This window comes from Amycolatopsis sp. NPDC049691 (assembly GCF_040675005.1).
Lineage (GTDB): Bacteria > Actinomycetota > Actinomycetes > Mycobacteriales > Pseudonocardiaceae > Amycolatopsis.
Window position 1 is genome coordinate 184,959 of sequence record NZ_JBFANX010000015.1, and the last position, 22,577, is coordinate 207,535.

General features: G+C 72.2%; 24 protein-coding genes. 11 read left to right on the plus strand and 13 right to left on the minus strand.

Annotated elements, in window-relative coordinates:
• Positions 1-20 precede the first annotated feature (20 nt).
• Positions 21-1,847 carry a glycoside hydrolase family 3 N-terminal domain-containing protein gene (locus AB0J40_RS30745; RefSeq protein ID WP_364459672.1) on the minus strand — a complete coding sequence of 609 codons (1,827 nt, stop codon included), beginning with the start codon at positions 1,845-1,847 and terminating at the stop codon, positions 21-23.
• 155 nt (positions 1,848-2,002) lie between these two features.
• Between AB0J40_RS30745 and AB0J40_RS30750 the strand changes: the two genes are divergently transcribed.
• The 3 genes from AB0J40_RS30750 (at position 2,003) to AB0J40_RS30760 (ending at position 4,503) form a co-directional block, all read left to right on the plus strand.
• Complete coding sequence (locus AB0J40_RS30750) at positions 2,003-2,494, plus strand: DUF664 domain-containing protein (RefSeq protein WP_364459675.1); 492 nt, start codon at positions 2,003-2,005, stop codon at positions 2,492-2,494.
• A gap of 25 nt (positions 2,495-2,519) precedes the next feature.
• A complete protein-coding gene (locus tag AB0J40_RS30755) occupies positions 2,520-3,287 on the plus strand; it encodes a helix-turn-helix transcriptional regulator (protein WP_364459678.1) in 768 nt (255 codons plus the stop codon).
• A 73-nt stretch (positions 3,288-3,360) separates the two neighbouring features.
• The gene (locus AB0J40_RS30760) at positions 3,361-4,503 is read left to right on the plus strand and encodes a 4-hydroxybenzoate 3-monooxygenase (RefSeq protein WP_364459681.1); all 1,143 of its coding nucleotides are present in this window, start codon (positions 3,361-3,363) and stop codon (positions 4,501-4,503) included.
• On the opposite strand, the gene AB0J40_RS30765 is transcribed toward AB0J40_RS30760, so the two are convergent.
• The 6 genes from AB0J40_RS30765 to AB0J40_RS30790 all read right to left on the minus strand — a co-directional run bounded on the left by AB0J40_RS30765 (position 4,500) and on the right by AB0J40_RS30790 (position 8,277).
• Positions 4,500-4,994 (minus strand): YbaB/EbfC family nucleoid-associated protein, encoded by a 495-nt coding sequence (locus tag AB0J40_RS30765; RefSeq protein ID WP_364459684.1) that lies wholly within the window; start codon positions 4,992-4,994, stop codon positions 4,500-4,502. The two genes, AB0J40_RS30760 and AB0J40_RS30765, sit on opposite strands and share 4 nt — an antisense overlap.
• A gap of 6 nt (positions 4,995-5,000) precedes the next feature.
• Entirely contained in the window at positions 5,001-5,381 is a 381-nt protein-coding gene (locus AB0J40_RS30770; RefSeq protein ID WP_364459687.1) for a YbaB/EbfC family nucleoid-associated protein, read from the minus strand.
• A 3-nt stretch (positions 5,382-5,384) separates the two neighbouring features.
• Positions 5,385-6,506 carry an NlpC/P60 family protein gene (locus AB0J40_RS30775; protein WP_364459690.1) on the minus strand — a complete coding sequence of 374 codons (1,122 nt, stop codon included), beginning with the start codon at positions 6,504-6,506 and terminating at the stop codon, positions 5,385-5,387.
• Complete coding sequence (locus AB0J40_RS30780) at positions 6,503-6,850, minus strand: hypothetical protein (RefSeq protein ID WP_364459693.1); 348 nt, start codon at positions 6,848-6,850, stop codon at positions 6,503-6,505. The genes AB0J40_RS30775 and AB0J40_RS30780 overlap by 4 nt, the downstream gene beginning before the upstream one ends.
• Positions 6,851-6,960: 110 nt before the next feature.
• On the minus strand, positions 6,961-7,698 hold the full coding sequence (locus AB0J40_RS30785; protein WP_364459695.1) for a thioredoxin domain-containing protein: 738 nt from the start codon (positions 7,696-7,698) through the stop codon (positions 6,961-6,963).
• Between the two features lie 72 nt (positions 7,699-7,770).
• Complete coding sequence (locus AB0J40_RS30790) at positions 7,771-8,277, minus strand: MauE/DoxX family redox-associated membrane protein (RefSeq protein ID WP_364459871.1); 507 nt, start codon at positions 8,275-8,277, stop codon at positions 7,771-7,773.
• 88 nt (positions 8,278-8,365) lie between these two features.
• On the opposite strand from AB0J40_RS30790, the gene AB0J40_RS30795 reads away from it, so the two are divergent.
• The 4 genes from AB0J40_RS30795 to AB0J40_RS30810 all read left to right on the plus strand — a co-directional run bounded on the left by AB0J40_RS30795 (position 8,366) and on the right by AB0J40_RS30810 (position 13,425).
• The gene (locus tag AB0J40_RS30795; RefSeq protein WP_364459697.1) at positions 8,366-9,196 is read left to right on the plus strand and encodes a glutamate ABC transporter substrate-binding protein; all 831 of its coding nucleotides are present in this window, start codon (positions 8,366-8,368) and stop codon (positions 9,194-9,196) included.
• A complete protein-coding gene (hrpB, locus tag AB0J40_RS30800) occupies positions 9,193-11,679 on the plus strand; it encodes an ATP-dependent helicase HrpB (protein ID WP_364459700.1) in 2,487 nt (828 codons plus the stop codon). Before AB0J40_RS30795 ends, hrpB begins: the two co-directional genes overlap by 4 nt.
• 70 nt (positions 11,680-11,749) lie before the next feature.
• The gene (locus AB0J40_RS30805; protein ID WP_364459703.1) at positions 11,750-12,664 is read left to right on the plus strand and encodes an ATP-binding cassette domain-containing protein; all 915 of its coding nucleotides are present in this window, start codon (positions 11,750-11,752) and stop codon (positions 12,662-12,664) included.
• Positions 12,661-13,425, plus strand: a complete 765-nt coding sequence (locus tag AB0J40_RS30810) for an ABC transporter permease (protein ID WP_364459706.1) — start codon at positions 12,661-12,663, stop codon at positions 13,423-13,425. Before AB0J40_RS30805 ends, AB0J40_RS30810 begins: the two co-directional genes overlap by 4 nt.
• 528 nt (positions 13,426-13,953) lie before the next feature.
• Here the strand turns inward: AB0J40_RS30810 and AB0J40_RS30815 are convergent.
• Positions 13,954-14,487 carry a TetR/AcrR family transcriptional regulator gene (locus AB0J40_RS30815; protein WP_364459709.1) on the minus strand — a complete coding sequence of 178 codons (534 nt, stop codon included), beginning with the start codon at positions 14,485-14,487 and terminating at the stop codon, positions 13,954-13,956.
• 33 nt (positions 14,488-14,520) lie between these two features.
• On the opposite strand from AB0J40_RS30815, the gene AB0J40_RS30820 reads away from it, so the two are divergent.
• On the plus strand, positions 14,521-15,654 hold the full coding sequence (locus AB0J40_RS30820) for an FAD-dependent monooxygenase (protein WP_364459712.1): 1,134 nt from the start codon (positions 14,521-14,523) through the stop codon (positions 15,652-15,654).
• Here AB0J40_RS30820 and AB0J40_RS30825 read toward each other — a convergent pair.
• The 3 genes from AB0J40_RS30825 to AB0J40_RS30835 are packed head-to-tail and all read right to left on the minus strand — an operon-like array spanning position 15,599 to position 18,567.
• Positions 15,599-16,273 (minus strand): response regulator transcription factor, encoded by a 675-nt coding sequence (locus AB0J40_RS30825; protein ID WP_364459715.1) that lies wholly within the window; start codon positions 16,271-16,273, stop codon positions 15,599-15,601. The two genes, AB0J40_RS30820 and AB0J40_RS30825, sit on opposite strands and share 56 nt — an antisense overlap.
• Positions 16,270-17,820, minus strand: a complete 1,551-nt coding sequence (locus tag AB0J40_RS30830; RefSeq protein ID WP_364459718.1) for a histidine kinase — start codon at positions 17,818-17,820, stop codon at positions 16,270-16,272. The genes AB0J40_RS30825 and AB0J40_RS30830 overlap by 4 nt, the downstream gene beginning before the upstream one ends.
• Positions 17,821-17,841: 21 nt before the next feature.
• Entirely contained in the window at positions 17,842-18,567 is a 726-nt protein-coding gene (locus AB0J40_RS30835; RefSeq protein ID WP_364459721.1) for a dienelactone hydrolase family protein, read from the minus strand.
• A gap of 26 nt (positions 18,568-18,593) precedes the next feature.
• Here AB0J40_RS30835 and AB0J40_RS30840 point away from each other — a divergent pair, with 26 nt between their 5' ends.
• Both AB0J40_RS30840 and AB0J40_RS30845 read left to right on the plus strand, forming a co-directional pair.
• Positions 18,594-18,803, plus strand: a complete 210-nt coding sequence (locus AB0J40_RS30840; protein WP_364459724.1) for a hypothetical protein — start codon at positions 18,594-18,596, stop codon at positions 18,801-18,803.
• A complete protein-coding gene (locus tag AB0J40_RS30845) occupies positions 18,800-19,543 on the plus strand; it encodes a hypothetical protein (protein ID WP_364459727.1) in 744 nt (247 codons plus the stop codon). The genes AB0J40_RS30840 and AB0J40_RS30845 overlap by 4 nt, the downstream gene beginning before the upstream one ends.
• On the opposite strand, the gene AB0J40_RS30850 is transcribed toward AB0J40_RS30845, so the two are convergent.
• Together AB0J40_RS30850 and AB0J40_RS30855 are read right to left on the minus strand one after the other, a co-directional pair.
• Positions 19,525-19,746 carry a hypothetical protein gene (locus tag AB0J40_RS30850; protein WP_364459729.1) on the minus strand — a complete coding sequence of 74 codons (222 nt, stop codon included), beginning with the start codon at positions 19,744-19,746 and terminating at the stop codon, positions 19,525-19,527. The genes AB0J40_RS30845 and AB0J40_RS30850 overlap by 19 nt on opposite strands.
• 8 nt (positions 19,747-19,754) lie before the next feature.
• On the minus strand, positions 19,755-20,879 hold the full coding sequence (locus tag AB0J40_RS30855; protein WP_364459732.1) for an inorganic phosphate transporter: 1,125 nt from the start codon (positions 20,877-20,879) through the stop codon (positions 19,755-19,757).
• A gap of 233 nt (positions 20,880-21,112) precedes the next feature.
• On the opposite strand from AB0J40_RS30855, the gene AB0J40_RS30860 reads away from it, so the two are divergent.
• Positions 21,113-22,531 (plus strand): acyltransferase, encoded by a 1,419-nt coding sequence (locus AB0J40_RS30860; protein ID WP_364459735.1) that lies wholly within the window; start codon positions 21,113-21,115, stop codon positions 22,529-22,531.
• Positions 22,532-22,577: the final 46 nt, after the last annotated feature.

Consider the following 22,577-nt stretch of genomic DNA (forward strand, 5'->3'; position numbering starts at 1 on the left):
CTTCCGGTGGGGGACGGGGATCACCAGTGGCGCGAGTAGTGCAGGCCGTAGCCGAAGGGGAACAGCGCGGGCTTGCCGTCGCCGACGTTGATCGGCTGCTGGTCGGCGCTGCGCATCCACGTCACCGGCAGCTTTCCGGTCGGGTTGTAGTCGCCGAAGAGGACGTCGGCGACGCCTTGGCCTTCGCTGCCCGGCAGCCAGGACTCGACCAGCCCGGCCCAGTCCGGCAGCTGCGCCGCGATGTCCAGCGGCCGTCCGGACACGAGCACGACCACCGTCGGCACGCCGGAGTCCTTCAGCTTCTGCAGCGTGGCGAGGTCGGTGGCGTCCAGGCCCATCCCTTGTGGACGGTCGCCCTTGCCTTCCGCGTACGGCGTCTCCCCCACGACCGCGACGGCGACGTCGTAGCTGCGGTCGATCCCGGTGCCGTCCTTGGCGTAGGTGACCTTCGACGAGCTGCTTCGGATGCCCTGCAGGATGGTGGTGCCGGGGATGACCGGGCCGCTGGTGCCCTGCCAGCCGACCGTCCAGCCGCCGGACTGGTTGCCGATGTCGTCCGCGCTCTTGCCGGCCACGAAGATCTTGTCCCGCTTGGACAGCGGCAGCACGTGGTTCTCGTTCTTCAGCAGGACTTGGGATTCCCGCACGGCTTGCCGCGCGAGGTCGCGGTGCTGCTTGCTGCCGATGGTGTTCAGGAACCGGCGGTCGGTCAGCGGGTGTTCGAAGAGGCCCAGCTCGAACTTCTTGGTGAGGATCCGCTTGTTCGCGTCGTCGATCCGGGACATCGGCACCCGGCCTTCTTGGACGAGCGTGCGCAGCGTGTCGATGAACTTCTGCCACTCGAAGGGCACCATGACCATGTCGATGCCCGCGTTGATCGAGGCTTCGACCTCTTCGGGGGTGAACCCGGTCTTTCCGTCGATCTTGTCGACGCCGTTGTAGTCCGAGACGACGATGCCGCCGAAGCCGAGCTCCTTCTTGAGGACGTCGTTGATCAGGTACGAGTTCGCGTGCATCTTGACGCTGTTCCAGCTGCTGTAGCTGATCATCACCGAGCCGACCCCGCGCTGGATCGCGGCCTTGAACGGCGGCAGGTGGATCGCGCGCAGCTCCTGCTCGCCGATCTCGGTGTTGCCTTCGTTGACACCGCCGGTGGTGCCGCCGTCGCCGACGTAGTGCTTGGCGGTGGCCATGACCGAGCCGGGCTGGTCCAGCCGGCGGCCCTGCAGGCCGGTGATGATCGACGTCATCTCGGTGGCCAGCTGCGGAACCTCGCCGAAGGACTCGTAGGTGCGGCCCCAGCGGTCGTTGCGGGCGACGCACAGGCAGGGCGCGAAGTCCCAGTCGATGCCGGTGCCGGAGACCTCTTCCGCGGTGGCGCGGCCGATGCGCTGCACGAGGTTCGGGTCCCGCGTCGCGCCGAGGCCGATGTTGTGCGGGAAGACGGTGGCGCCGTAGAGCCCGTTGTGCCCGTGGACGGCGTCGACGCCGTAGATCAGCGGGATGCCGAGCGGCGTCGCGAGGGCGGCCTTCTGGAAGCCGTCGTACATGTCGGCCCAGGTGACGGGCGTGTTCGGGGTCGGCTGCGAACTGCCGCCGGAGAGCAGCGAGCCGAGCCGCCCGGTGGTGACGTCCGCCGGGCTTTTGACCCCGAGGCGTTCGGCCTGCATCATCTGGCCGAGCTTGTCGTCCAGGGTCATCCGCGACATCAGGTCGGCCACGCGGACCTTGACCGGTCGCCAGGAATCCTTGTAGGCCGGGCCGTTCCCGGCGAGGGCGGGGGTTCCGGAGGCGAGCAGCATCCCCACGGCCAGCGCACCGACACCCAGTCTGCGTCCGAGACCCATCCGGGTCCTCCTCGTCGAGAGACCGAAATTCACGCCTTGAATTAAGACACAGGCTTTTGCGGTTGGTCCAGACCTCTGACCGAACTCGGTTTCCGCTCAGCGGGATCGCGGCTTCCGGTCAGGTACTGACCTAATTCGCTTCTAGGGTTCTTCCCATGACTCGCGAACACGAAGACCTGCTGGGCCTGCTGGCCGAAGTCCGGAAGCGCTTGCTGATCCCCGCGCGCGACCTCTCGGACGAGCAGGCGGCCCGGCGCACGACGGTCAGCGACCTGACCCTGGGCGGCTTGATCCGTCACCTCGCGACGGGCGAACGCCTGTGGCTCGAGATCCTCCGCACCCGCGACGGCTCCCTGCCGGAGGGCATGCTGGACACGGCGCAGTACTCGATGAGCGAGACGCTCTCGCACTGGCTGTCGGCCTACGCGACCGCCGCCGCCGAGACCGACGAGTACGTGCGATCCCTGCCCTCGCTGGACGTCGAGGTCCGGCTGCCGACGACGCCGTGGTCACCGCCGGAACCGCGGTTCTGGTCGGCCCGGCGGATCGTGCTGCACCTGATCCACGAGACGGCCCAGCACGCGGGCCACGCGGACATCATCCGGGAGTCCTTGGACGGGGCGAACTCCACGGCCCAGCTGGCGTGACGCTTCCCCGGTACGCTGGCGGGTGATGCCGGAATCCCGCCACCTCACCCCTCCTTCCGGGGAGACCCCGGAAGGCAAGGGCTGGCTGCCGCACGGCTTCCACCTCGGCACCCACCGCCACGCCGACGGCCAGCTGGTCTACGCGGCCGCCGGCGGGTTCGCCACGACCACGGCGCTCGGGACCTGGGTCGCGCCGGCCAACCGCGTCACCTGGACGCCGCCCGGGTTCGACCACTCCCACCGGTGCTACGGCCGGACCGACTTCCGGCTCGTCGTCATCCCGGCCGAGTCGTGCGGTGAGCTCGTGGCGCACCCCGGCGTGTTCGCGGTGAGCCCGCTGCTGCGCGAGGCCCTCCTGGCGCTGACCGAGCCGCGGGAGAGCCGTCCCGGCGCCCACCGGCGGCTGCGCGCGGTCGTGCTCGACGAGCTCGCCGGGCCGCCCGAGGAATCCCTGCACCTGCCCGAACCCCGGGACGACCGGCTGCGCGCCGTCACCGGCCTCCTGCACGCCGACCCCGCGCGGCCCGAGACGCTGAGCGAACTGGGCCGGGCCGCCGGGGCGAGCGAACGCACCCTCAGCCGGCTGTTCCAGGCCGAGCTCGGCATGGGTTTCCTCCGCTGGCGCACCATTTTGCGCGTCCACCACGCCCTCGTCCACCTGACCGAAGGCCGGTCGGTCCTCGACACGGCGATGGCGTGCGGGTGGTCCAACCCCTCCAGCTTCATCGAGGCGTTCACCGACGTCGTCGGCCAGACGCCGGGCCGGTACCAGGCCGAGCTGCACCAGCACTGACTTTGGCGGGTTTCCGGTATCCGATGTCGCTTCACCGGTTGGTGGCGGACACTGCGACGTCCACAGTGGAGGCATGACCGAACACACCACCGTCGTGATCATCGGGGCCGGGGTCGCCGGCCTCACCCTCGGGAACATCCTGCTGCGCAACGGAATCGACTGCGTCGTCCTCGAAAAGCACAGCCGCGCGTATGTCGAACAGCGGCAACGGGCCGGGACCGTCGACGGCCGCGGCGTACGCATGTTCCGCGAGTGGGGGCTCGAAGAGGTGCTGACGAGCGACGCGCCGACCGACGTCGAGGGCGGCTTCTTCCTCGACGGCGAGGAACTGCCGATCGACTTCGGCGACGACGAGAGCGGCAGCGTCTTCCTGCCCCAGCAGGTCCTCGTCCGCAACCTCACGGACGTCTTCCTGCGCGCCGGCGGCGACCTCCGCTTCGAAGCCGACGACGTCACCCTGGAGAACCTCGAACAGCCCGTCGTGCGCTACGCGGACCGGGTCCTCACCGCCGACTTCGTCGCCGGCTGCGACGGCGACCGCGGGGTCAGCCGGACGGCCATCCCCGCCGGCGTCCTCACCCGCTACTCCCGCGAATACGGCTACGCCTGGCTCAGCGTCCTGGCCGAGGTGCCCGCGAAGCCGTCGGGCATGGCGATCCATGCCCGCGGCCTGGCGGGGATGATCCCCCGCGGCCCCCACGCCAGCCGCGTCTACCTCCAGTGCGCGCTTGACGACGACCTCGCGCAGTGGCCCGACGAACGCGTCTGGAACGAGCTGGGCGCCCGGTTCGGCCGGCCCGTCACGCCCGGCCGGATCGCCGACAAACGGCTGGTGCCACTGCGGAACGTCGTCCACAGCCCGATGCACCACGGCCGGCTGTTCCTGCTCGGGGACGCGGCCCATATCGTCCCGCCGATGAGCGCGAAGGGAATCCACCTCGCCCTCTTCGACGCCGAGGTCTTCGCGCGCGGCGTCCTCCGGCACGTCAAGGAGAACGACTCGAGCCTGCTCGACGGCTATTCGGAGACGTGCCTGAGCCACGTCTGGAACTACCAGGCGTTCGCGGCGTGGATCACCGACCTCATGCACGACGCCGGGGACGCCTCTCACGCCGGGGAGTTCCGCAAGCGGATCGCCCGTGCGGAGTTGGCGCGCCAGTTCACCTCACCCGCCGCGAGCCGCCTGTTCGGCGAGTTCATGGCCGGGGTGAACTAGCGGTCCGAGCGCAGCGAAGCCGGGTCGAAGGACTCCCAATAGGCGTCCTCGTCCTCGACGCTCGCGGGAGCCGCGGCTTCCGGAGGCGCGGCGCCCAGCCGCTCGGCCCGCAGCCGCTGGAACTCCTCGACCGTCATGCCCGGGTCGTCGTCGGCGGCGCGGGCCGGGGCCGGCATCCCGGTCATCCGCTCGATCAGGTACGTCATGTCTTCGCCCAGCAGCAACGCCACTTTGTTGTAGCCGTCCTGGGTCGCTTCGCGCATGGCGGCCTGGGCGATCTCCACGACCAGCGGCCCCAGCCGCTCGCCGAGGTTCACCGCCGACGGCGCCAGCCACAGCCGCAGCAGCTTGCCGCGTCCGTCGACCGTCGCCTCCACCTGGCCGTCCCGGTCGTGGGCGGTGCCGGTCGCGGACGCGAGCAGCTCGTCCACTTTGGACATCGCCGCTTCCCGGGCCCTGGCCTGGGAAATCAGGTCACGCGTCGAGATCACCGGCGCTCACCTTCCGTACGAGTAGGTGTCGGCGTCCGGGTCGTCGTCCGGGATCGGTTCGTAGCCCAGGACTTCCAGCTGGGACGCGTCCACGACCGGCGCCAGCGCGTGGTACATCTTGTCGCCCGCGCGGCGGGTCGCGCGCTGGGCCAGCTCGAGGATCTGGTCCGCGAGCACGGCCGAACCGTGCCGCAGCGCGGACCGGTGGATCGTCACGCCGGTCAGCAGCCCGCCGGGCGCCACCTGGACCTCGACGCTGCTGTCCGAAGAGGACGCCTTGCCCACCACCGGACCCGAGCGCTCGAGCCGGGCCGAAACGTCGGCCTCCACGCGGTCCGCCTGCTCGGCGATCCGGGCGGCGGCCAGGTCCACGTCGAATTCAGCCACGACTCACCCCGTCGGCCGGTAGAAACCGATGAACGACTGCCCCGCGTTGGTGGTGCGGATCTTGCTGATCTGCACCGGGTCGCCCGCCTCGATCATCTGGCCGTCGCCGATCACCATCGCCACGTGCCCGGACCAGACGACCAGGTCGCCGGGCAGCAGCTGGTCGATCGAGGGCACCTCGGCACCGACCGTCTGCTGCGCCGCCGTCCGCGGCAGCTGCAGGCCCGCGTCCTGGTAGGACGTCATGGTCAGCCCGCTGCAGTCGAGCCCGACGCCGCGCGCGGTGCCGCCCCAGACGTACGGCACGCCGAGCTGCGAAAGCGCGTTGCGCACGGCTTTGGCCGCGGTCTCGTTCGGCGCCATGACCTGCTTGCCGCCGGGCAGGTTGATCGCGACACCGGAGCCGGGCTGCGGCGGGATCGCGACCGGCAGCCGCGGCTTGTGGACGGCTCCCCCGCCGCCGCCTCCTCCTCCGCCGCCACCACCGCCGGAGTCGCCGCCCCCGGAGTAGCCGCTGTTGCTGTTGAAGGACGAGCCCACCTTCGTCGAGGACGCGCTGGACGTCGACGTCGACTGCTCGCCGCCGCCCAGCCGGGTGCCGATGTCGGTGAGCTGGTTGATGGTCTGCTCGCTGAAGGTCGCGGCCTGGCCGGTCAGCCGGCTGATCTTCGTCTGCAGCTTCATCAGGATGTCGCGCGACGCGGCGGCACGGCTCTCCGGCGGCTGGATCGACTTCACCGCCGCCAGCGCCTTCATCGACGCCGAGATTTCCTTGATGATCTGGTCGCGGACCTGGTCGTTCTTGATCTCGCCGACGTGCAGCGTCTCGGCCGCCTCGGCGACGGCCTTCTCGATCTCGGCGCTCTCGTCGAGGAGGTCCTGCACCTCCTGCTCGAGGCTCTTCGACGTCGCGGTGGCGCGGTCGGTCGTCGAGCCGGAGCTGGCCGACGTGAGGGTGACGCGCTGGTCGGCGGCGTGGTCGCGGGTCCGGCCCACCGACGTCTGCAGCGCGTAGTGCGCGTCCCGCGCGCCGCTGATCGCGACGGGGTCGTGGCGCAGCTTCTGCGCGAACTGGTTGGTGGGTTCCAGGCTGTGCCGGACGAGCTGGTCGGTGTGCTCGGTCACGCGCCGTCCCCGAGGTCGGTGCCGAGTCTCCGGACGACGTCGCCGTGGTCGGCTTCGACGGCCGCGTAGTTGCGGTCGGTCTGCCGGGCAGCCTCGCCGACCTGGCGCCAGCCGCCGCCGACGCGGTGCATCTTCTCCTGCAGCGCGCGCATCCGGCCGCTGTAGGCGCCGGAGAAGCCGGACTCGCCGCCCATCTCGGAGAAGCCGTGGCCGCCGAGCGTCACGTGCGGGCCGACGTGCTGGTCGGCCGCGCCCTTGACGTCGTCGCCGAGTGGGTCGACTTCACGCGCGTACCGCGCGTACGCGCCTTCATCGACGTGAAACCCCGAATGCGAACCGTCCACTAGGCCCTCCCTGTCACCGGGGGTGCGACGCTCCCACGCCACCCCCGGTTCCCCTGTGCGGGATTCAGCCTAGTCCACGGTCCGTACCCGAGTGGGCGAATTGCCCGGACTCAGCCGGTGACCTTCGAGAGCCAGCTCGGGTCCTGCCAGTTGACGATCGCGCCGTTCGCGGTGACCGTCGGCGTGCCGAAGCCGCTCTGCCCGTTGCCGAAGTCCTGCGCCAGCTTCGGGTCGTTCTCGATCTGCTGGAACGCGGTGTTGATCTGCTGGTCGTAGGTGCCCGCGTTGACCGTCTGGGAGAACGCCGGGTCGGTGATCCCGACGTCCTGGCCGAGCTTGATCAGCTGCGCCTTGTCGTAGCCGCGCTTGCCCTCTTCGGGCTGGTTCGCGAACAGCGAGTCGTGGAACTGGAGGAACTTGCCGGCGTCGGCCGCGGCCAGCGCCGCGTTCGCCGAGTCGAGCGAGTAGCCGGGCGGGTCCGAGCGGTCGTTGAGCAGCGGCACCATGTGGTAGCGCACCTGCAGCTTGCCGTCGTTGATCGCCTGCTCGACGTCGGTCTTGTAGGTCTTCTCGAACTGGCCGCAGATCGGGCAGAGGAAGTCGGCGTAGACGTCGATCGTGGCCTTCGCGCCGGCCTTGCCGACGGTGACGACGACGCCGTCGCGCTTCTGCGTGACGTCGCCCGCCAGCGACGTGCCGCCGGGGGTGATCGTCTGGCCCTCGGTCTTGTTCTTGTCCGAGATCGTCCAGATCACGCCGCCGATCACGAGCGCGGCCACGACGACCACCGCGGCGATCCCGATGATCCACTTCCGCTTGTCGGTCGACGCGCCCCTGGCCTGGGCCACCGCCCTCGCTCCCCCGGCCTGCGCGGCCTGACGACGCTTCCGAGCGGTCCGCTCAGCTCCACCCACTGTGTATCAGTTCCCTTCCGCGATACCCGAGTAGTCGTGCTCGGGCTCGGTGGAGTTCCCGCGACCCCGCGCGAGCCAGCCGTCGATCGACAGCCACGTGCGCGGCCGCGCCAGCAGCCAGACGGCCAGCAGCGCGAAGCCGGAGTCGCGGAGGATCTCCTGCGGGTACTCGGTCTGCCCCGCCGCCACCTGGCCACCGCCGCCGAAGCACCCGCAGTCGATGCTCAGCCCGCGCGCCCACGACTGGGCGATCCCGGCGATGAGCACGACGAGCAGCACCAGCGCGGCGCCGGCGACCCAGCGGGTCGCCAGGCCGGCGAGCAGGAACAGCCCGAGCACGAGTTCGACGAGCGGCAGCGCGATGGCCACCACGTTGGCGAGTGCATCCGGCAGCACGTCGTACGCCTTGACGGCGATCAGCGTCTGCCCCGGATCCGCCAGCTTCAGCGCACCGGAAACGAGCCAGACGGCCGCCAGCCCGAGCCGGGCGAGCGTGCCGACGGCGTCCAGCACGGGTTGGGACGGTCGCACCACGCACTTAGGCTAACGGGAGGACCTGAGAACTTCGTGAGGGCACGGCGGTGGTGGAGGGAGCGGCGGAATGCGGTGGCGCACGCTCGTCGCTTCGGCGTTGCTGCTGGTCACGGCGTCGGCGTGCGGGCCGGGGCAGGTCTCGCCGACCGACTCGCTGGTCACCCGCGCCAGTGCCACGGATCACCTGACCATCGGCATCCGGTTCGACGCGCCGGGGCTTTCCGAGCGCACGGTGGACGGCCGGTTCGTCGGGTTCGACGTCGACGTCGCGACTTTCGTCGCATCGGAACTGGGTGTCGCCGCGAAGGACATCACGTGGCGCGAAACGACGTCGGCGACGCGCGAGACCGACCTCACCTCCGGCACGGTCGACCTGGTCGTCGCGACCTATTCGATCACCGACAAGCGCAAGCAGCTGGTGTCGTTCGCCGGGCCGTACTTCACCACCGGGCAGGACCTGCTGGTTCGGCGCACGTCCCCGGACATCACCGGCCCGGAGACGCTCAACGGGCGGCGGCTGTGCTCGGTCACCGGCTCGACGCCCGCCGAGCAGGTGCGCGACCGGTTCGCGCAGGCGGTGCAGCTGGTCGAGTACCCGCGCTACCCCGACTGTGTGACGGCGCTGCTCGCCGGCCAGATCGACGCGGTGACCACGGACGGGGTGATCCTCGCCGGGTACGTCACGCGCGACCCGGAGCTGCTGAAGGTCGTCGGGAAGCCGTTCTCGAAGGAGAGCTACGGCGTCGGCCTGCGCAAGGGCGACACCCAGGGCGTGAACGCGGTCGACGACGCGATCCGCAAGATGATCTCCTCCGGCGAATGGCTGCGCTCGCTCAACGCGAACATCGGGCCGTCCGGCTACCAGCTGCCTGCCCCACCCGAGGTCACCGAGAAGTGAAGCTGCCCGACCTGCCCGTCCGCGCGGTGCTGCCCGAGGTCCTTTCGGCGCTGGACGCCCACGGCACCGCGGTGCTCGTCGCGCCACCGGGAACGGGGAAGACGACGCTGGTGCCCCTGGCGCTGGCTTCGGCGGGGTCCGGCCGGGTCGTGGTCGCCGAGCCGCGGCGGCTGGCCGCGCGGGCCGCGGCTTCCCGGATGGCCGCACTGCTGGGCGAACCGGTCGGCGAGACGGTCGGCTACGCCGTGCGCGGCGACCGGAAGGTGTCGGCGCGCACGCGCGTCGAGGTCGTGACGTCGGGGCTGCTGGTGCGGCGCGTGCAGGGCGACCCGGAGCTGCCCGGGGTGTCGACGGTCCTGCTGGACGAGTGCCACGAGCGGCACCTGGACGCGGACCTGCTGCTGGCGCTGCTCCTGGACGTCCGCGCGGGGCTGCGCGACGACCTCCGGCTGCTGGCGACGTCGGCGACAGTCGCTTCGAGCCGGCTTTCCACACTTTTGGGTGAAGCTCCGGTGGTCACGGCGACAGCGCCGACGTACCCGGTGTCGTTCTCGTACGTCCCGCCGGCCCGGGGTGAGCGCATCGAGGCGTGCGTCGCGCGCGCGGTGCGGACGGCACTGTCCTCAGGGGACGGTGACGTGCTGGCGTTCCTCCCGGGCGCCGGCGAGATCGCCCGGACGTCGGGGCTGCTGCGGTTGTCCGATGTAGACGTTGTGCCGCTGCACGGCAGGCTGTCGGCGGCCCACCAGGACGAGGCGCTGCGGCCGCGTGACCGGCGGCGGGTGGTGCTGGCGACGGCGGTGGCGGAGTCGAGCTTGACGGTGCCGGGCGTGCGCGCGGTGGTGGACTCGGGCTTGGCGCGGGTCCCGCGGGTGGACCACCGGCGTGGTCTGCCCGGGTTGGCGACGGTGCGGGTATCGGCGGCGGTGGCGACGCAGCGGTCGGGCCGCGCGGGTCGCGAGGGGCCGGGCCGGGCGTACCGCTGCTGGGCGGCGCACGAGCAGGCGTTGCTGCCGGCGTACCCAGAACCGGAGATCCGCACGGCCGAGCTGGCGCGGCTGGCGTTGGAGCTGGCGTGCTGGTCGACACCGGACGGCAGCGGCCTGGCGTGGTGGGACCCACCGGGCGAAGGAGCGCTGGCGGCGGGACGGGCGTTGCTGGAGACGCTCGGCGCGACCGACCCTGCCGGAGCGGTGACCGACCGCGGCCGGCGGATGGCGGAGCTGGGACTGCACCCACGGCTGGCGCGGGCGCTGCTGGACGGCGCCGCGGAGGTGGGCGCCCGGCACGCGGCCGAAGTGGTGGCGCTGCTGGACACGGGAGCAACGCTGACGGACGTCGACGCGGAGCTGCGCCGCCTGCGCTCGGCGACGGACGAACCGGCACGGCGGTGGAAGCGCGAGGCTCGGCGGCTCGAAGGCTTGGTCGCGGGCGGGAAGGCGGAGCGCCCGCCCGGCGCCGGGCGGGCGCGGCAGGACCAGCCTGGCGGGCGCACCGATCCCGCCGGCCAGGGCGGAACCGCCGGCGGGCGGGCGCGGCCCGGTCACCCCTCCGATCCGGCCCTCGTCGTCGCTCTCGCGCACCCCGAGCGGCTGGCGCGGCGACGTTCCGGCACCGCGTCCGTCTACCTCATGGCCGGCGGTACCGCGGCCGAACTCCCGCCCGGCAGCGGCCTCGACTCCGAGTGGCTGGCCGTCGCCGAAGCCACCCGTGATCCCGGGCGCGTCCACGGCACCATCCGGCTCGCCGCGGCCGCCGACGAGCGCCTCGCCACCCGCGTCACCCCCGTGTCCGAAGTGGACGAAATCACCTGGGACGGCGACGTCGTCGCCCGCCGGGTCCGCAAGCTCGGTGCCATCACCCTGTCCGAACGCCCCCTGCGCGACGCGAACGTCCACGACGCCCTCGTCACCGGCCTCCGCGAGAACGGTCTCGGCCTCCTCAACTGGACCCAGGACGCGACGAGACTCCGCGAGCGCATGGCGTTCCTCCACCGCGTCCTCGGCGCCCCCTGGCCCGCGGTCGACGATACCACTCTTCTGTCCAATGTGGACAGTTGGCTCGACCTATCGACCGCCCGTCGCAAGGCCGACCTGGCGAACATCAATGCCGGCAACGCTCTCAAGGCCCTCCTGCCGTGGCCGGAAGCGGCCAAACTGGACGAACTCGCCCCGGACCGGCTCGAAGTCCCGTCCGGCTCGCACATCCGCGTCGACTACCGCGGCGACCAGCCGGTCCTCGCCGTCAAGCTGCAGGAAACCTTCGGCTGGACCGAAACCCCGACCGTCGCCGGCGTCCCGGTCGTCCTGCACCTGCTCTCCCCCGCCGGGCGGCCGGCCGCGATCACCGCGGACCTCGGGTCGTTCTGGACCACCGGCTACCCGTCGGTGCGCGCCGACCTGCGCGGCCGCTACCCGAAGCACCCCTGGCCCGAAGACCCGGCCACCGCCGTCCCGACCCGGCACACCCGCCGCCGCACCTGACGAAAGTCGGGGGCGGCTCACGACCGTCGTCCGATGCCCCGGCACCCCCGCGGACCGCAGACTCCGAGACATGATCACACTCAGAGGACTGACGAAACGCTACGGGGAGAAGACCGTCGTCGACGCGCTGACCTGCGACGTCGCCGCCGGCCGCGTGACCGGCTTCCTCGGCCCCAACGGCGCCGGCAAGTCGACGACCATGCGGATGACCGTCGGGCTCGACCACCCGCACTCGGGCGAGGTCCTGGTCGGCGGCCGGCGCTACGCCGAGCTGCCGCACCCGCTGCGCGAGGTCGGCGCGCTGCTCGACGCGAAGGCGCTGCACCCCGGGCGCAGCGCCGGCAAGCACCTCACGGCCATGGCGCGCAGCAACGGGATCCCGGCCAGGCGCGTCGAGGAGGTGCTGGCGACCGTCGGGCTTTCGGACGTCGCGGGCAAGCGGGCCGGGCAGTTCTCGCTCGGCATGGGCCAGCGCCTTGGCATCGCCGGCGCGCTGCTCGGCGACCCGGGCACCCTGCTGTTCGACGAGCCGGTCAACGGCCTCGACCCGGACGGCGTCCGCTGGGTCCGGCAGCTGATGCGGTCCCTGGCCGCCGAGGGCCGGACGGTGTTCGTCTCCAGCCACCTGATGAGCGAGATGCAGCTGACGGCCGACCACCTGATCGTGATCGGCAAGGGCAAGCTGCTGGCCGACGCGCCGGTCGCGGAGTTCATCGCGGGCAATTCCCACACGACGGTCTCGGTCCGCGTCCCGGCCGGCCCGGACCGCGCGAGGCTGGACGCGCGGTTGCGCGCCGAAGGCGGCCGGACGCACCCCGGCGACCCGGACGAGCTGGTGGTCGACGGCGTCGACGTCACGCGCGTCGGCGACCTCGTGCACGAGCTGGGGATCCGCGTGCACGGCCTCGCCGAGCGGACGGCGTCGCTCGAGCAGGCGTACATGGAACTGACCGCTTCTTCGGTGGAGTACGGGGTGACGGCATGAGGACGGCGGTGTCCGGGGCGGTGGCCGCGGAGTGGACGAAGTTCTGGTCGGTCCGGGCGACCTGGTGGTGCCTGGCGGCGGGCACGGCGCTGATGCTGGGCTACAGCACGCTGTCCGGCATGGCCCAGCGCTACGGCAGCGAGCCGGAGGCAGCGAACACGATCGCCCTCGGCGGCGGCTTCTACCTGGCCCAGTTCGCGGTGATCGCGCTGGCGACGCTGTTCGTGACGAGCGAGTACGCAGGCGGCGGCATCCGTTCGACGCTGCTGTGGACCCCGGTGCGCCCACGGGTGGTGCTCGCGAAGGCGGCGGTGGTGCTGCCGGTGCTGTTCGTTTCGGGAGTGGTTCTTTGTGGTGCGGCAATGGGTCTGGCGAGCGTGGTGAAGGACGGCCACGGCCTGCCGACGAGCGTGGCCGCGGGCTTCACGACGGCGACGGGCATGGGCGGGTACTTCGCGCTGGTGGGGTTGCTGTGCACGGGAATCGGGTGGGCCCTGCGCAGCGCGGCGGGGACGCTGGTGACGGTGATCGTGCTGCTGGTGCCGCTGCCGCTGATCGTGGCCTCGCTGGGGCTGCCGGAGCTGGTGCCGTACTTCCCGGGCATCGCGGGGGTGAACGCGATGGTGGAGGAGGGACACCCGAACCCGATCACGATGTCCCCGGCACCGTACGCACCATGGGTGGGGTTGGCGATCTGCGCGGCTTGGGCAGTGGCGGCCTTGGTGGTGGGCACGGCGGTACTGCGGCGCCGCGACGCTTGAGGTCCGGGCGGGCGGCCCCGCCCGGCCAGTCCCGCCCGGACCGCGCGGGGTCCGGCCAGCCAGACCACTCGGCCCACGTGAGGCTCGGCCAGACAGCCCGCCCAGCTGCCTGGGGACGTGTTGCACCTGGTCCAGCTGCCCGCAGCTCGCCCGGCCAGCCCACCTTCGGCCAGGTGCGGTCCAGCCAGCCAGCCCGGCTCGAGAGGCCCACCCAGCCGGGCGAGGGCCAGCCAGCCCAACCAGCCGCGAGCCCCGCCCAGTCAAAAGCCCGGCCAGCCGCGTGCGGCCCGGCCAGCCAGACCCCGGCCACATGCGGTCCAGCCAGCCCACCAGCCGCGAGAGGCCCGGCCAAACAGTCCCACCCGGCCGCGAGCCCGCCCGGCCTGAAAGCCCCCCGGCCGCGACGGCCCGCCCTCCCTGGGGGCTGCCCCCGCTTCCAGCGTATCCGCGGCCACCGACAGAACACCGCCAAAACCGCCCACCAACGCCCGGTTGTCCACATCACCGACCCCCTGTGGACAACCGGACTCAACCCACCCCGATACCGCGCAAGATCTCCCGCGCACTGGCCACCAGCGACTCCCGCGAAGGCGGAGCCGAAGCCCCAGCCAAAGCCCCGAAGATCGTCCCCTCGAGCCAATCCACCACCAACCCCGCGTGCCGCACCGGGTCCGCCGACCCGGCCGCCGAAAACAGCTCCACCGCGGCGCGCCGGATCACCGCCCCGCCCGAGTCGTACTGGGCCCGCAGCTCCGGGCGCCGGGTCGCCTCCAATGCGAACTCGTATCGCGCCAGCATCCGCGCGCGCCCTGAAGTGACGGCCTCGTACGCGTACCCGGCGATCGACTCCGCCAGCCCGCCCGACCACACCGTCTCCTGGTCCAGCTCGAGGATCCGCGCGAACGTCAACGACAGCAGCGCCGCCCGCGTGCGCGCGTAGTACGACGTCGACCCCGCCGGCAACCCCGCCGCCTGGTCGACCGCCCGGTGGGTCAGTCCACGCATGCCCGCGGCCGCGATCACCTCGATCGCGGCGTCGCCGATCACCTCACGCCGGTCCACCAGGAGTACTCTACAGATGTAGAGGAGGCGAGCATGCACGCAGTGGTGGTCGGCGGGGGCATCGGCGGGCTGGGCGCGGCGATCGGGCTACACCGGATCGGGTGGACCGTCACCGTGCTCGAACAGGCGCCCGAGTTCGGCGACGTCGGCGCGGGGATCTCCCTCTGGCCGAACGCCCTGCGCTGCCTCGACGAACTCGGTGTCGACCTGACACCGCACCTCTCCCCGCAGCGCGACGGCGGGTTCCGGGACAAACGCGGCCGGCGGGTCGCCCGCTTCGACGCCGCCGCCTTCGAACGCCTCCACGGCCGGCCGCTCGGGGCCATCCACCGGAAGGACCTGATCGCCGCGCTGACGAACGCCGTCCCGGCGGAAAGCCTGAAAACCGGCGCCGAAGTCACCGAAGTCCACGAAGACGGGCGAGTCCGCTTCACCGGCGGCGAACTCCAAGCCGACCTCGTCGTCGCCGCCGACGGCATCCACAGCCCGGTCCGCCGCGCGCTCTTCCCGGACCACCCCGCCCCCGTCTACTCCGGCAGCACAGCCTTCCGCGGCATCACGCGGTTCCCCGGCGCGAAGCTCGGCACCAGCTTCGACCGCGGCACCGAGATCGGTGTCCTCCCGCTGACCGGTGGCGACGTCTACTGGTTCGTCTCCTACGCCACGCAACCCGGCAGCCAACCGCCCGACCTCCGCCGGAAGGTCGCCGGCTGGCACGATCCGATTCCCGCGCTGATCGACGCCACCACGCCGGAAGCCGTGCTCCACCACGACCTCTACTACCTGGGCACGCCGCTCAAGTCCTACGTCAAAGGCCGGGTGGCCCTGCTCGGCGACGCCGCCCACGCCATGCCGCCGTTCCTCGGCCAGGGCGGCTGCCAGGCCATCGAGGACGCGATCGTCCTGGCGTCCGAACTGTCCAAACAGGACGTACCGCAAGCGCTCAAGGCCTACGACGACCAACGACGGCCGCGCAGCCAGAAAGTGGTCCGCGAGTCGGTGCGGATGGGCAAGCTCACCTCGCAGCTGGCCAACCCGGTCGCCATCAAGATCCGGACCGCTCTACTGAAGGCCCTCCCGGCGAAAGCGACGGTCTACATCGGACGTGAGATCACGGGGTGGCGGCCTCCGCGTCTCCCCCGACCAGTCCCGCCTCGTACGCCGTGATCGCCGCCTGCACCCGGTTCTTCGCCCCGAGCCGGGTCAGGATCGTGCTCACGTGCGCCTTCACCGTGCCCTCGACGACGAACATCTTCGCCGCGATGTCCGAATTGGATAGTCCGGAACCCAGCAGTGTCAACACTTCACGCTCGCGCGGCGTCAGGAGACCGACCTTCGAGCGCGCCGCGGCGGCCCGGGACAGCCGGCCGCCCGACAGCCGCGCGATCACCCGCTGAGCCACCTTCGGCGAGAGGAACGCCGCCCCGCCGGCGACGGCGTGGATGCCGGCCAGTAGCTCGCGCGGGTCACCGGACTTCAGCAGGAACCCGCCCGCGCCGAGGCCCAGCGCGCGCTCGATGTACTCGTCTTCACCGAACGTCGTGAGCATGATGACGCCGGTCGACGGCAGCACCCGCCGGATCTCGGCGGCCGCGCCCAGCCCGTCCAGCACGGGCATCCGGATGTCGAGCAGCACGACGTCCGGGTGCGTCGCCAGGGCCTGGGCCACCGCCGCCCGCCCGTCGGCGGCTTCGGCGACGACCTCGATCCCCGGGTCCGCGCCCAGGATCGCCGCCACCCCCGCGCGCATCATCGCTTCGTCGTCGGCCAGTACGACCCTGATCACGATCCCCCCTCGGCGAACCAGTCCTTCGAAACCAGCTTCCCATCGGCGAAACACAGCCGGTAGGCGGCGTAGTCGTCGTTCAGGAACGACCGCCCGGCGCCGTAGTACTCGCACCGGGCACCCGGCGGCGAAGGCGGCTCCCCGCGCGTCGGCCGCGCGGCGCGCTCGCGTTCCGGCAGCGCCAGCTCACCCCGCGCCTGCCCGATCCGCATGCCGTCGTAGGCCGGGCCGGGCAGCTCCGAGGTGTTCCACTGGTAGAGGAACGCGATCCCGCCGATCGCGAGGACCAGCCCGAACAGCGCCAGCGGCACGGCGACCGCCAGCACGAGGCTGCGCCGGACGTCGCGGCGGGCCAGTTCCAGCGCCCGCGCGGACGTCGAGTCGCCCACCACCGCCTCGGCCGTCTCCGCCGCCGGCTCGGCGTCGTGCGGCAGCGTCGCGGTGACGGCGAACCCGCCATCGCGCGGCTCCGCCCGGAGGGTCCCGCCGACGAGCCGGACCCGTTCGCGCAGCCCGATCAGCCCCACGTGCCCGGACGCGGCGCCCGGCAACGGCCCGGCGGGCGGCCGCTCGTTCACCACGCTCACCCCGGTCTCGTCGCCGGAACTCACGACGCGCACGGTCACGGCCGCCCCCGGCGCGTGCTTCGCCACGTTCGTCAAGGCTTCCTGCACCACGCGGTAGGCGGCCCGCGCCACCATCGGCGGCGCCAGTGAGACGTCCACAGTGGACTCGATGCACAGTCCCGACGCCCGCGCCCGCGCGATCAGCTCGCCGAGGTCGCCCTGCACCGGCTCGACCGGCGCGGCGTCCTCGCGCAGCACGCCGATGATCTCGCGCAGCCCTTCGGTCGCGGCCGCGGCGCCGGCCCGCAGCTGCGCGGCCGCCTCGCGCTGGGCGTCGTCGAGGCCGCCCGCGACCTCGAGGGCCGCCGCGCGGACCGCGATCAGGCTGAGCTCGTGGCCCAGCGAGTCGTGCATGTCGCCGGCGATCCGCGCGCGTTCGCGCAGCCGGGCCTGGTCGGCGACCAGCTGCTGCCTGCTCTCCATCTCCTCGGCGCGCCGCCAGCCCGTGTGGGCCAGGTCGCCGCGCAGCCGGACGTAGCGGCCGATCAGCCACGGCGACAGCCCGGCGAACACGAGGATCGCGACCATCGCGGCCCAGTCGCCGGCGCCGTCCGGGCCGACGACCAGCGCGAGCGGCAGGCCCAGCACCGCGACCGCGGCGCCGATGAGCAGGCCCGTGCGGGCCCGGTCCATCCGCAACGCGGCCTGGTAGCACATCGCGACCAGCACGAACACCACCCAGACGGGCACGCGGTCGCGGTACGGGAACGGCACGGCGAGGGCCCCGGCCAGCGCGATGCCGAGCGAGACGGCCGGGTACCGCCGGGCCGTCGCGACCGAGCCGGCGACGACGGCGAGCCCGCCCGCCAGCTCCCAGTACGACCGCGAGCCGACCGTGTCCGAAGCGACGATAAACGCCAGGAACAGCCCGAGCAGCACGTCGAGCACCACGCGCCACCTGCGCTTCGTCACCTCTTGCACGGGTTCGAAGCTACAAGCCCGTCAGCGGGCGGGACCACTGCCGAAAGTCAAGGTGTCGACGAAGGCGAGCGTCTGCGGCCAGGACAGCGCGAACGCCTCGGCGTTGACGTCCGCGCCGTGCCGCGCGGAGTCGCTGAAGCCGTGCTCGGCGCCCGGGAAGTGCTGGGTGAACGTCGCGCCGCGCGCCCGGGACTGCAGCGCGGACTGGAGCAGGGCGAACGTCTCGTGCGAGACGACGGCGTCGGCCTCCGGATAGGCGACGAGCACCGGCACCGTGATCCGGGTCGACAAATCGACCGCGTCCAGCTCGTGGTTCGGCGGCGCCGGGTCGCGGACCGTCGGGTGGTAGGCGACGACGCCGGAAAGCCGCTGGTCACGGGCGGCGAGCAGGAGCGCGAACCGCCCGCCGAGGCACCACCCCATCACCCCGGCCGACGTGCAGCCGAGGGCGCCGAGCAGGTGGTCGAGCAACGCCGTCTGCTCCGCCAGCGCGGGCTCGTCGCGCAGCTCGCCCAGCTTCGCCCCAAGGTCCTCGCGGGAGGTGTTGTCGGTGCTGGCGCCGTGGAAGACGTCCCACGCCAGCGCGGTGATCCCGCGGCCGGCCAGCTCGTCGGCCCAGGCGCGGACCTGTTCGCCGATGCCGGTGATCATCGGCAGGAGCAGCATCCCGCGCTCCGAGCCGCCGTCCGGGCGGGCCAGGTACGCCGAGAGGTCGCCGACACGGACCGTGGACGTCTCGATGGTCATCTCCGCATGATGCATGATGATCCACCATGGCCGAGCGCACACTCGCCGAACAGCTGGGCGGCACCCTCCCCGGCGGCATCGAGGCCCTCGAAGAACACGAGCGGCAGGACCTCGCCGACGCTCTGCGCGACGCGCGCAGGCGGCAGGCGAAAGCGCTCGCCGAAGCGGGCGAGGAGGGCCTGCGGTACGTCCCCGCGTTGCTGCGCGGCGCGGTCCGGAAGGCAGTCGGACTGTGACGAACTACGCGGCCGAAGCCGAGATCCTCAAGCTCGCCCGCGTCCTCGACGTCGAGCCCGCGCGGCTGGCGTACCTGGCCCGCGTCGACCCCGGTGACCTCCAGGCGTTCCGCGAGCAGGTCACCGACACGCTGTTCGACGCGAACATCGCCGTGCTGCAGCGGATGGCGCTGGCCGCGCGGCTGCTGCCCGGCGGCGTGCTCGCCAAGATCGCCGAGAAGGTGTTCGGCCCGCTGCTGTGCGCCCGGATCGCCGGGGTGGTCGACGTCGCGCGGGGCGTCGACGTCGCCAAGCGGCTGCACCCGCGGTTCCTCGCCGAGGTCGCGGCCGAGCTCGACCCGCGGCGGGCGAGCGCGATCATCTCCCGCATCCCCCTCGACACCGTGCTCGCCGTCGCGAACGAGCTGGCGCGCAAGGAGGACTGGATCACCCTCGGCCGGTTCGTCGGGCACCTGCCCGACCCGACCGTGCGGCGGGCCCTCGACGAGATCGACGACCCCGGCCTGCTGCGGATCGCGTTCGTGCTCGACGACAAGCGCCGCGTCGACCACGTCGTCGGCCTGCTCCCGGCCCACCGGCTCGGCAGGGTGGTCACCGCCGCCGGCGCCGACGAGGACCTCTGGATCCCGGCGCTGGACCTGCTGAGCCACCTGAGCGACGCCCGCCGCGCGACGCTGAAGCCGATGCTCGGCGCGCTCCCGGGCGGGTTCCGGGAGCGCGCTCAGGCGACGATCAAGTAGATCCCGTAGCCGACGATCGCCGCGCACAGCGCGAAGCAGATGACCGCGCCGGCCAGCGGGCCCGTGCCCGAGGCGCCGGTCTCGCGGGCCGAGTCGCGCTGGGAGAGCCCCACCACCCCGAAGGAGAAGAGACTCGCCAGCACGACGACCGAACCCAGCGCGACGAGGAAGACCAGGCCCAGGGAGCCCCAGTTGATGTTCACGGCGCTCCTCAGGCGTTGGCCGGCTGCGCGGCCGGCGCGGACTCGGTGATGGAGTGGGCGTTGACCGGGTTCCGCTTCGACGCCAGGTAGATGCCCAGCGCGACGACGACCCCGGCGAGGCCGACCAGGACGGTGCCCCAGGTCCCGAGCGTCGAGACCTCGGCGGCGACGGCGCCGACGATCGCGGCGGCCGGCAGCGTCAGCGCCCAGGCGAGCACCATCCGGCCCGCGACGCCCCAGCGGACCTCGGCGAGCTTGCGGCCGAGGCCGGAGCCGATGATGCCGCCCGAGCAGACGTGCGTGGTGGACAGCGCGAACCCGAGGTGCGCCGACGTCAGGATGACGGCGGCGGCGCTCGTCTCGGCCGCGAAGCCTTGCGGGGTCTGGATTTCCGTGAGCTTCTTGCCCATCGTCTGGATGATCCGCCAGCCGCCGAGGTAGGTGCCGAGCGCGATCGCGGTGCCCGCGGTGAGGATCACCCACAGCGGCGGGCCCGAGTTCGGCGCGAGCGAACCGGACGCGATCAGCGTCAGCGTGATGACCCCCATGGTCTTCTGCGCGTCGTTCGTGCCGTGCGCGAGCGAGACCAGCGAGGCGGACGCGATCTGGCCGGCCTTGAACGTCCGGCCCACCGTGTCCTGCTTCGCCCGGGCGGTGATCCGGTAGACGAGGAAGGTGCCGAGCGTCGCGACGATCCCGGCGACGATCGGCGAGGCGAGCGCGGGGATGAGGACCTTCTCGACGACCTTCCCGAAGTGCACGGCGTCGGCGCCCGAGGCGATCCAGGTGGCGCCGATCAGGCCGCCGAAGAGGGCGTGCGACGAACTCGACGGCAGCCCGATGAGCCAGGTCACCAGGTTCCACACGATGGCCCCGACCAGGCCGGCGAAGATGATCACCGGCGTCACCTTCGTGTCGTCGACGATCCCGCCGGAGATCGTCTTGGCGACCTCGACCGAGAGGAACGCGCCGACGAGGTTCAGCACCGCGGACACGGCGACCGCGACCCGCGGCTTGAGCGCGCCGGTGGCGATCGAGGTGGCCATCGCGTTGGCCGTGTCGTGGAAGCCGTTGGTGAAGTCGAAGGCGAGCGCCGCGACGATCACCACCAGCACGATCAGTGAGAAGTCCATGGGTGGCTCTCCCGTCCCGAAGTCGCTGCGAAAAACGCTACTGGCGTGGTGCCCCGGCCCCGGTCCCGAGCGCGTGACGGCTGACTGAACTCTCAATGAACCCGTAAGCGCTTTCCCGGCATAACCGGCATTTCCGGCGAGGGTAGGGCTGCCCCGACCGGCGAACCGGGGGCCTGGCCCAGTGCTCCGCCCGCCGCCGGGTGCGACGGTCGAAACCAGCGGAAGGGGCAGCGATGAACAAACTGGGGTGGGCGGTCGTCGCGACGGTGGCGTCGGCGGTGTTGTTCTTCTTCGGGACCGGTCTGGACCCCGTCCCCGAACTGGCCTGGCTGGCGCCGTTGCCGGTCCTGCTGCTGGCGCCCCGGATTCCCGGCGCGGCCGCGCTCGGCAGCGCGTTCACCGCCTACCTCGCCGGCAGCACCGGCAGCTGGAGCTACTTCTGGCACTCCCTGGCGGTTCCGCGTCCGGCGGCGATCGCGATCCTGGGCGGCAGCGCGCTGCTGTTCGCGCTGACGGTCGGGCTCTTCCGGCTCCTGGTCCGCCGCGGGAACCGCGTTCTGGCGGCCTTCGCCGCGCCCGCGTTGTGGACCGTCGTGCTCTACGGCGTCTCGCTGCTCAACCCGACCGGCCTGATGGACACCCTGATGACCACCCAGGCCGACCGGCCGTCCGTGCTGCGGCTCGCCGCGGTCACCGGCGGCTGGGGCGTGGAGTTCCTCGTGCTGTTCGTCCCGGCCGCGGTCGCCGCCGCGCTCGCGCCGGGGGTCCGCGGCTTCGCCCGGCTGAGCGGGCTGGTCGCCGTCGCCGCCGCGCTCGGCGCGCTGGTCTTCTTGAGCACGCCGGCCCGCACGGGACCGTCGGCGCGGATCGCCCTGGTCGCCCCCGGGCAGAGCCGCTGGGCGGTCGACGTCGCCACCCCGGACGGCCAGGCCCTCGTCCGGTCCTATGTGGACCGGATCGGCCGGCTGCCGGACGGCGTCCAGGCCGTCGTGCTCCCCGAGGCGGCCTTCGCGGTGGACCAGACCAGCCGGCCACGGCTCGTCGAGGCGTTCACCGAAGTCGCCCGCACGCGCAACCTCGACGTCGTCACCGGCGTCCTCGACACCACCCCGGAAGGCCGCTTCAACGCGGCGCTCGCCGTGCCCCCGACCGGCCCGCCGGTCGAATACCACAAGTGGCACAACGGGGGTTCGCCGAACATCGCCTCCGGCACCCAGCTCGCGCACCTCGCCGGGATCGGGCTGATGGTGTGCATGGACGTCAACTTCGCCGACCCCAGCGGCGAATACGGCAAGGCGGGCACGGGCCTGGTGCTCATCCCGGCCTCCGACGAGGACGTCGACGGCTGGGCGCACAGCCGCACGGCGCTGATCCGCGGCGTCGAAAACGGGTTCTCGGTGGCGTGGAGCGCGGCCCGCGGAACGCCGATGCTGGCGGACGCCGAGGGGCACGTGCCGGCCGACGCCCACACCGGCGGCAGCCCGTTCACGGTGGTGGTCGCCGACGTCCCGATCGGCCAGGGCAGGACACCGTACGCCCGGTTCGGCGACTGGTTCGCGTGGCTCTGCGGGTTGGTGGCGTTGACCGGGATCGTCGTCGGGGTCCGTACGAACGCGTTGTCATCCGTCACAACGAAGACCGGCCAACTCTGAGTGTCTTCCCAGGTGGCCTCCATCCCGATGTGACCGATCATGAGCT

Excerpts from the sequence above, each read along its gene's own strand:
- AB0J40_RS30860 (WP_364459735.1), top strand. The coding sequence starts at position 21,113 with ATGAACAAACTGGGGTGGGCGGTCGTCGCGACGGTGGCGTCGGCGGTG.
- AB0J40_RS30810 (WP_364459706.1), top strand. The coding sequence starts at position 12,661 with ATGAGGACGGCGGTGTCCGGGGCGGTGGCCGCGGAGTGGACGAAGTTC.
- AB0J40_RS30795 (WP_364459697.1), top strand. The coding sequence starts at position 8,366 with ATGCGGTGGCGCACGCTCGTCGCTTCGGCGTTGCTGCTGGTCACGGCG.
- AB0J40_RS30805 (WP_364459703.1), top strand. The coding sequence starts at position 11,750 with ATGATCACACTCAGAGGACTGACGAAACGCTACGGGGAGAAGACCGTC.
- AB0J40_RS30855 (WP_364459732.1), bottom strand. The coding sequence starts at position 20,879 with ATGGACTTCTCACTGATCGTGCTGGTGGTGATCGTCGCGGCGCTCGCC.
- AB0J40_RS30840 (WP_364459724.1), top strand. The coding sequence starts at position 18,594 with ATGGCCGAGCGCACACTCGCCGAACAGCTGGGCGGCACCCTCCCCGGC.
- AB0J40_RS30750 (WP_364459675.1), top strand. The coding sequence starts at position 2,003 with ATGACTCGCGAACACGAAGACCTGCTGGGCCTGCTGGCCGAAGTCCGG.
- AB0J40_RS30835 (WP_364459721.1), bottom strand. The coding sequence starts at position 18,567 with ATGACCATCGAGACGTCCACGGTCCGTGTCGGCGACCTCTCGGCGTAC.
- AB0J40_RS30820 (WP_364459712.1), top strand. The coding sequence starts at position 14,521 with ATGCACGCAGTGGTGGTCGGCGGGGGCATCGGCGGGCTGGGCGCGGCG.
- AB0J40_RS30745 (WP_364459672.1), bottom strand. The coding sequence starts at position 1,847 with ATGGGTCTCGGACGCAGACTGGGTGTCGGTGCGCTGGCCGTGGGGATG.
- AB0J40_RS30755 (WP_364459678.1), top strand. The coding sequence starts at position 2,520 with ATGCCGGAATCCCGCCACCTCACCCCTCCTTCCGGGGAGACCCCGGAA.
- AB0J40_RS30760 (WP_364459681.1), top strand. The coding sequence starts at position 3,361 with ATGACCGAACACACCACCGTCGTGATCATCGGGGCCGGGGTCGCCGGC.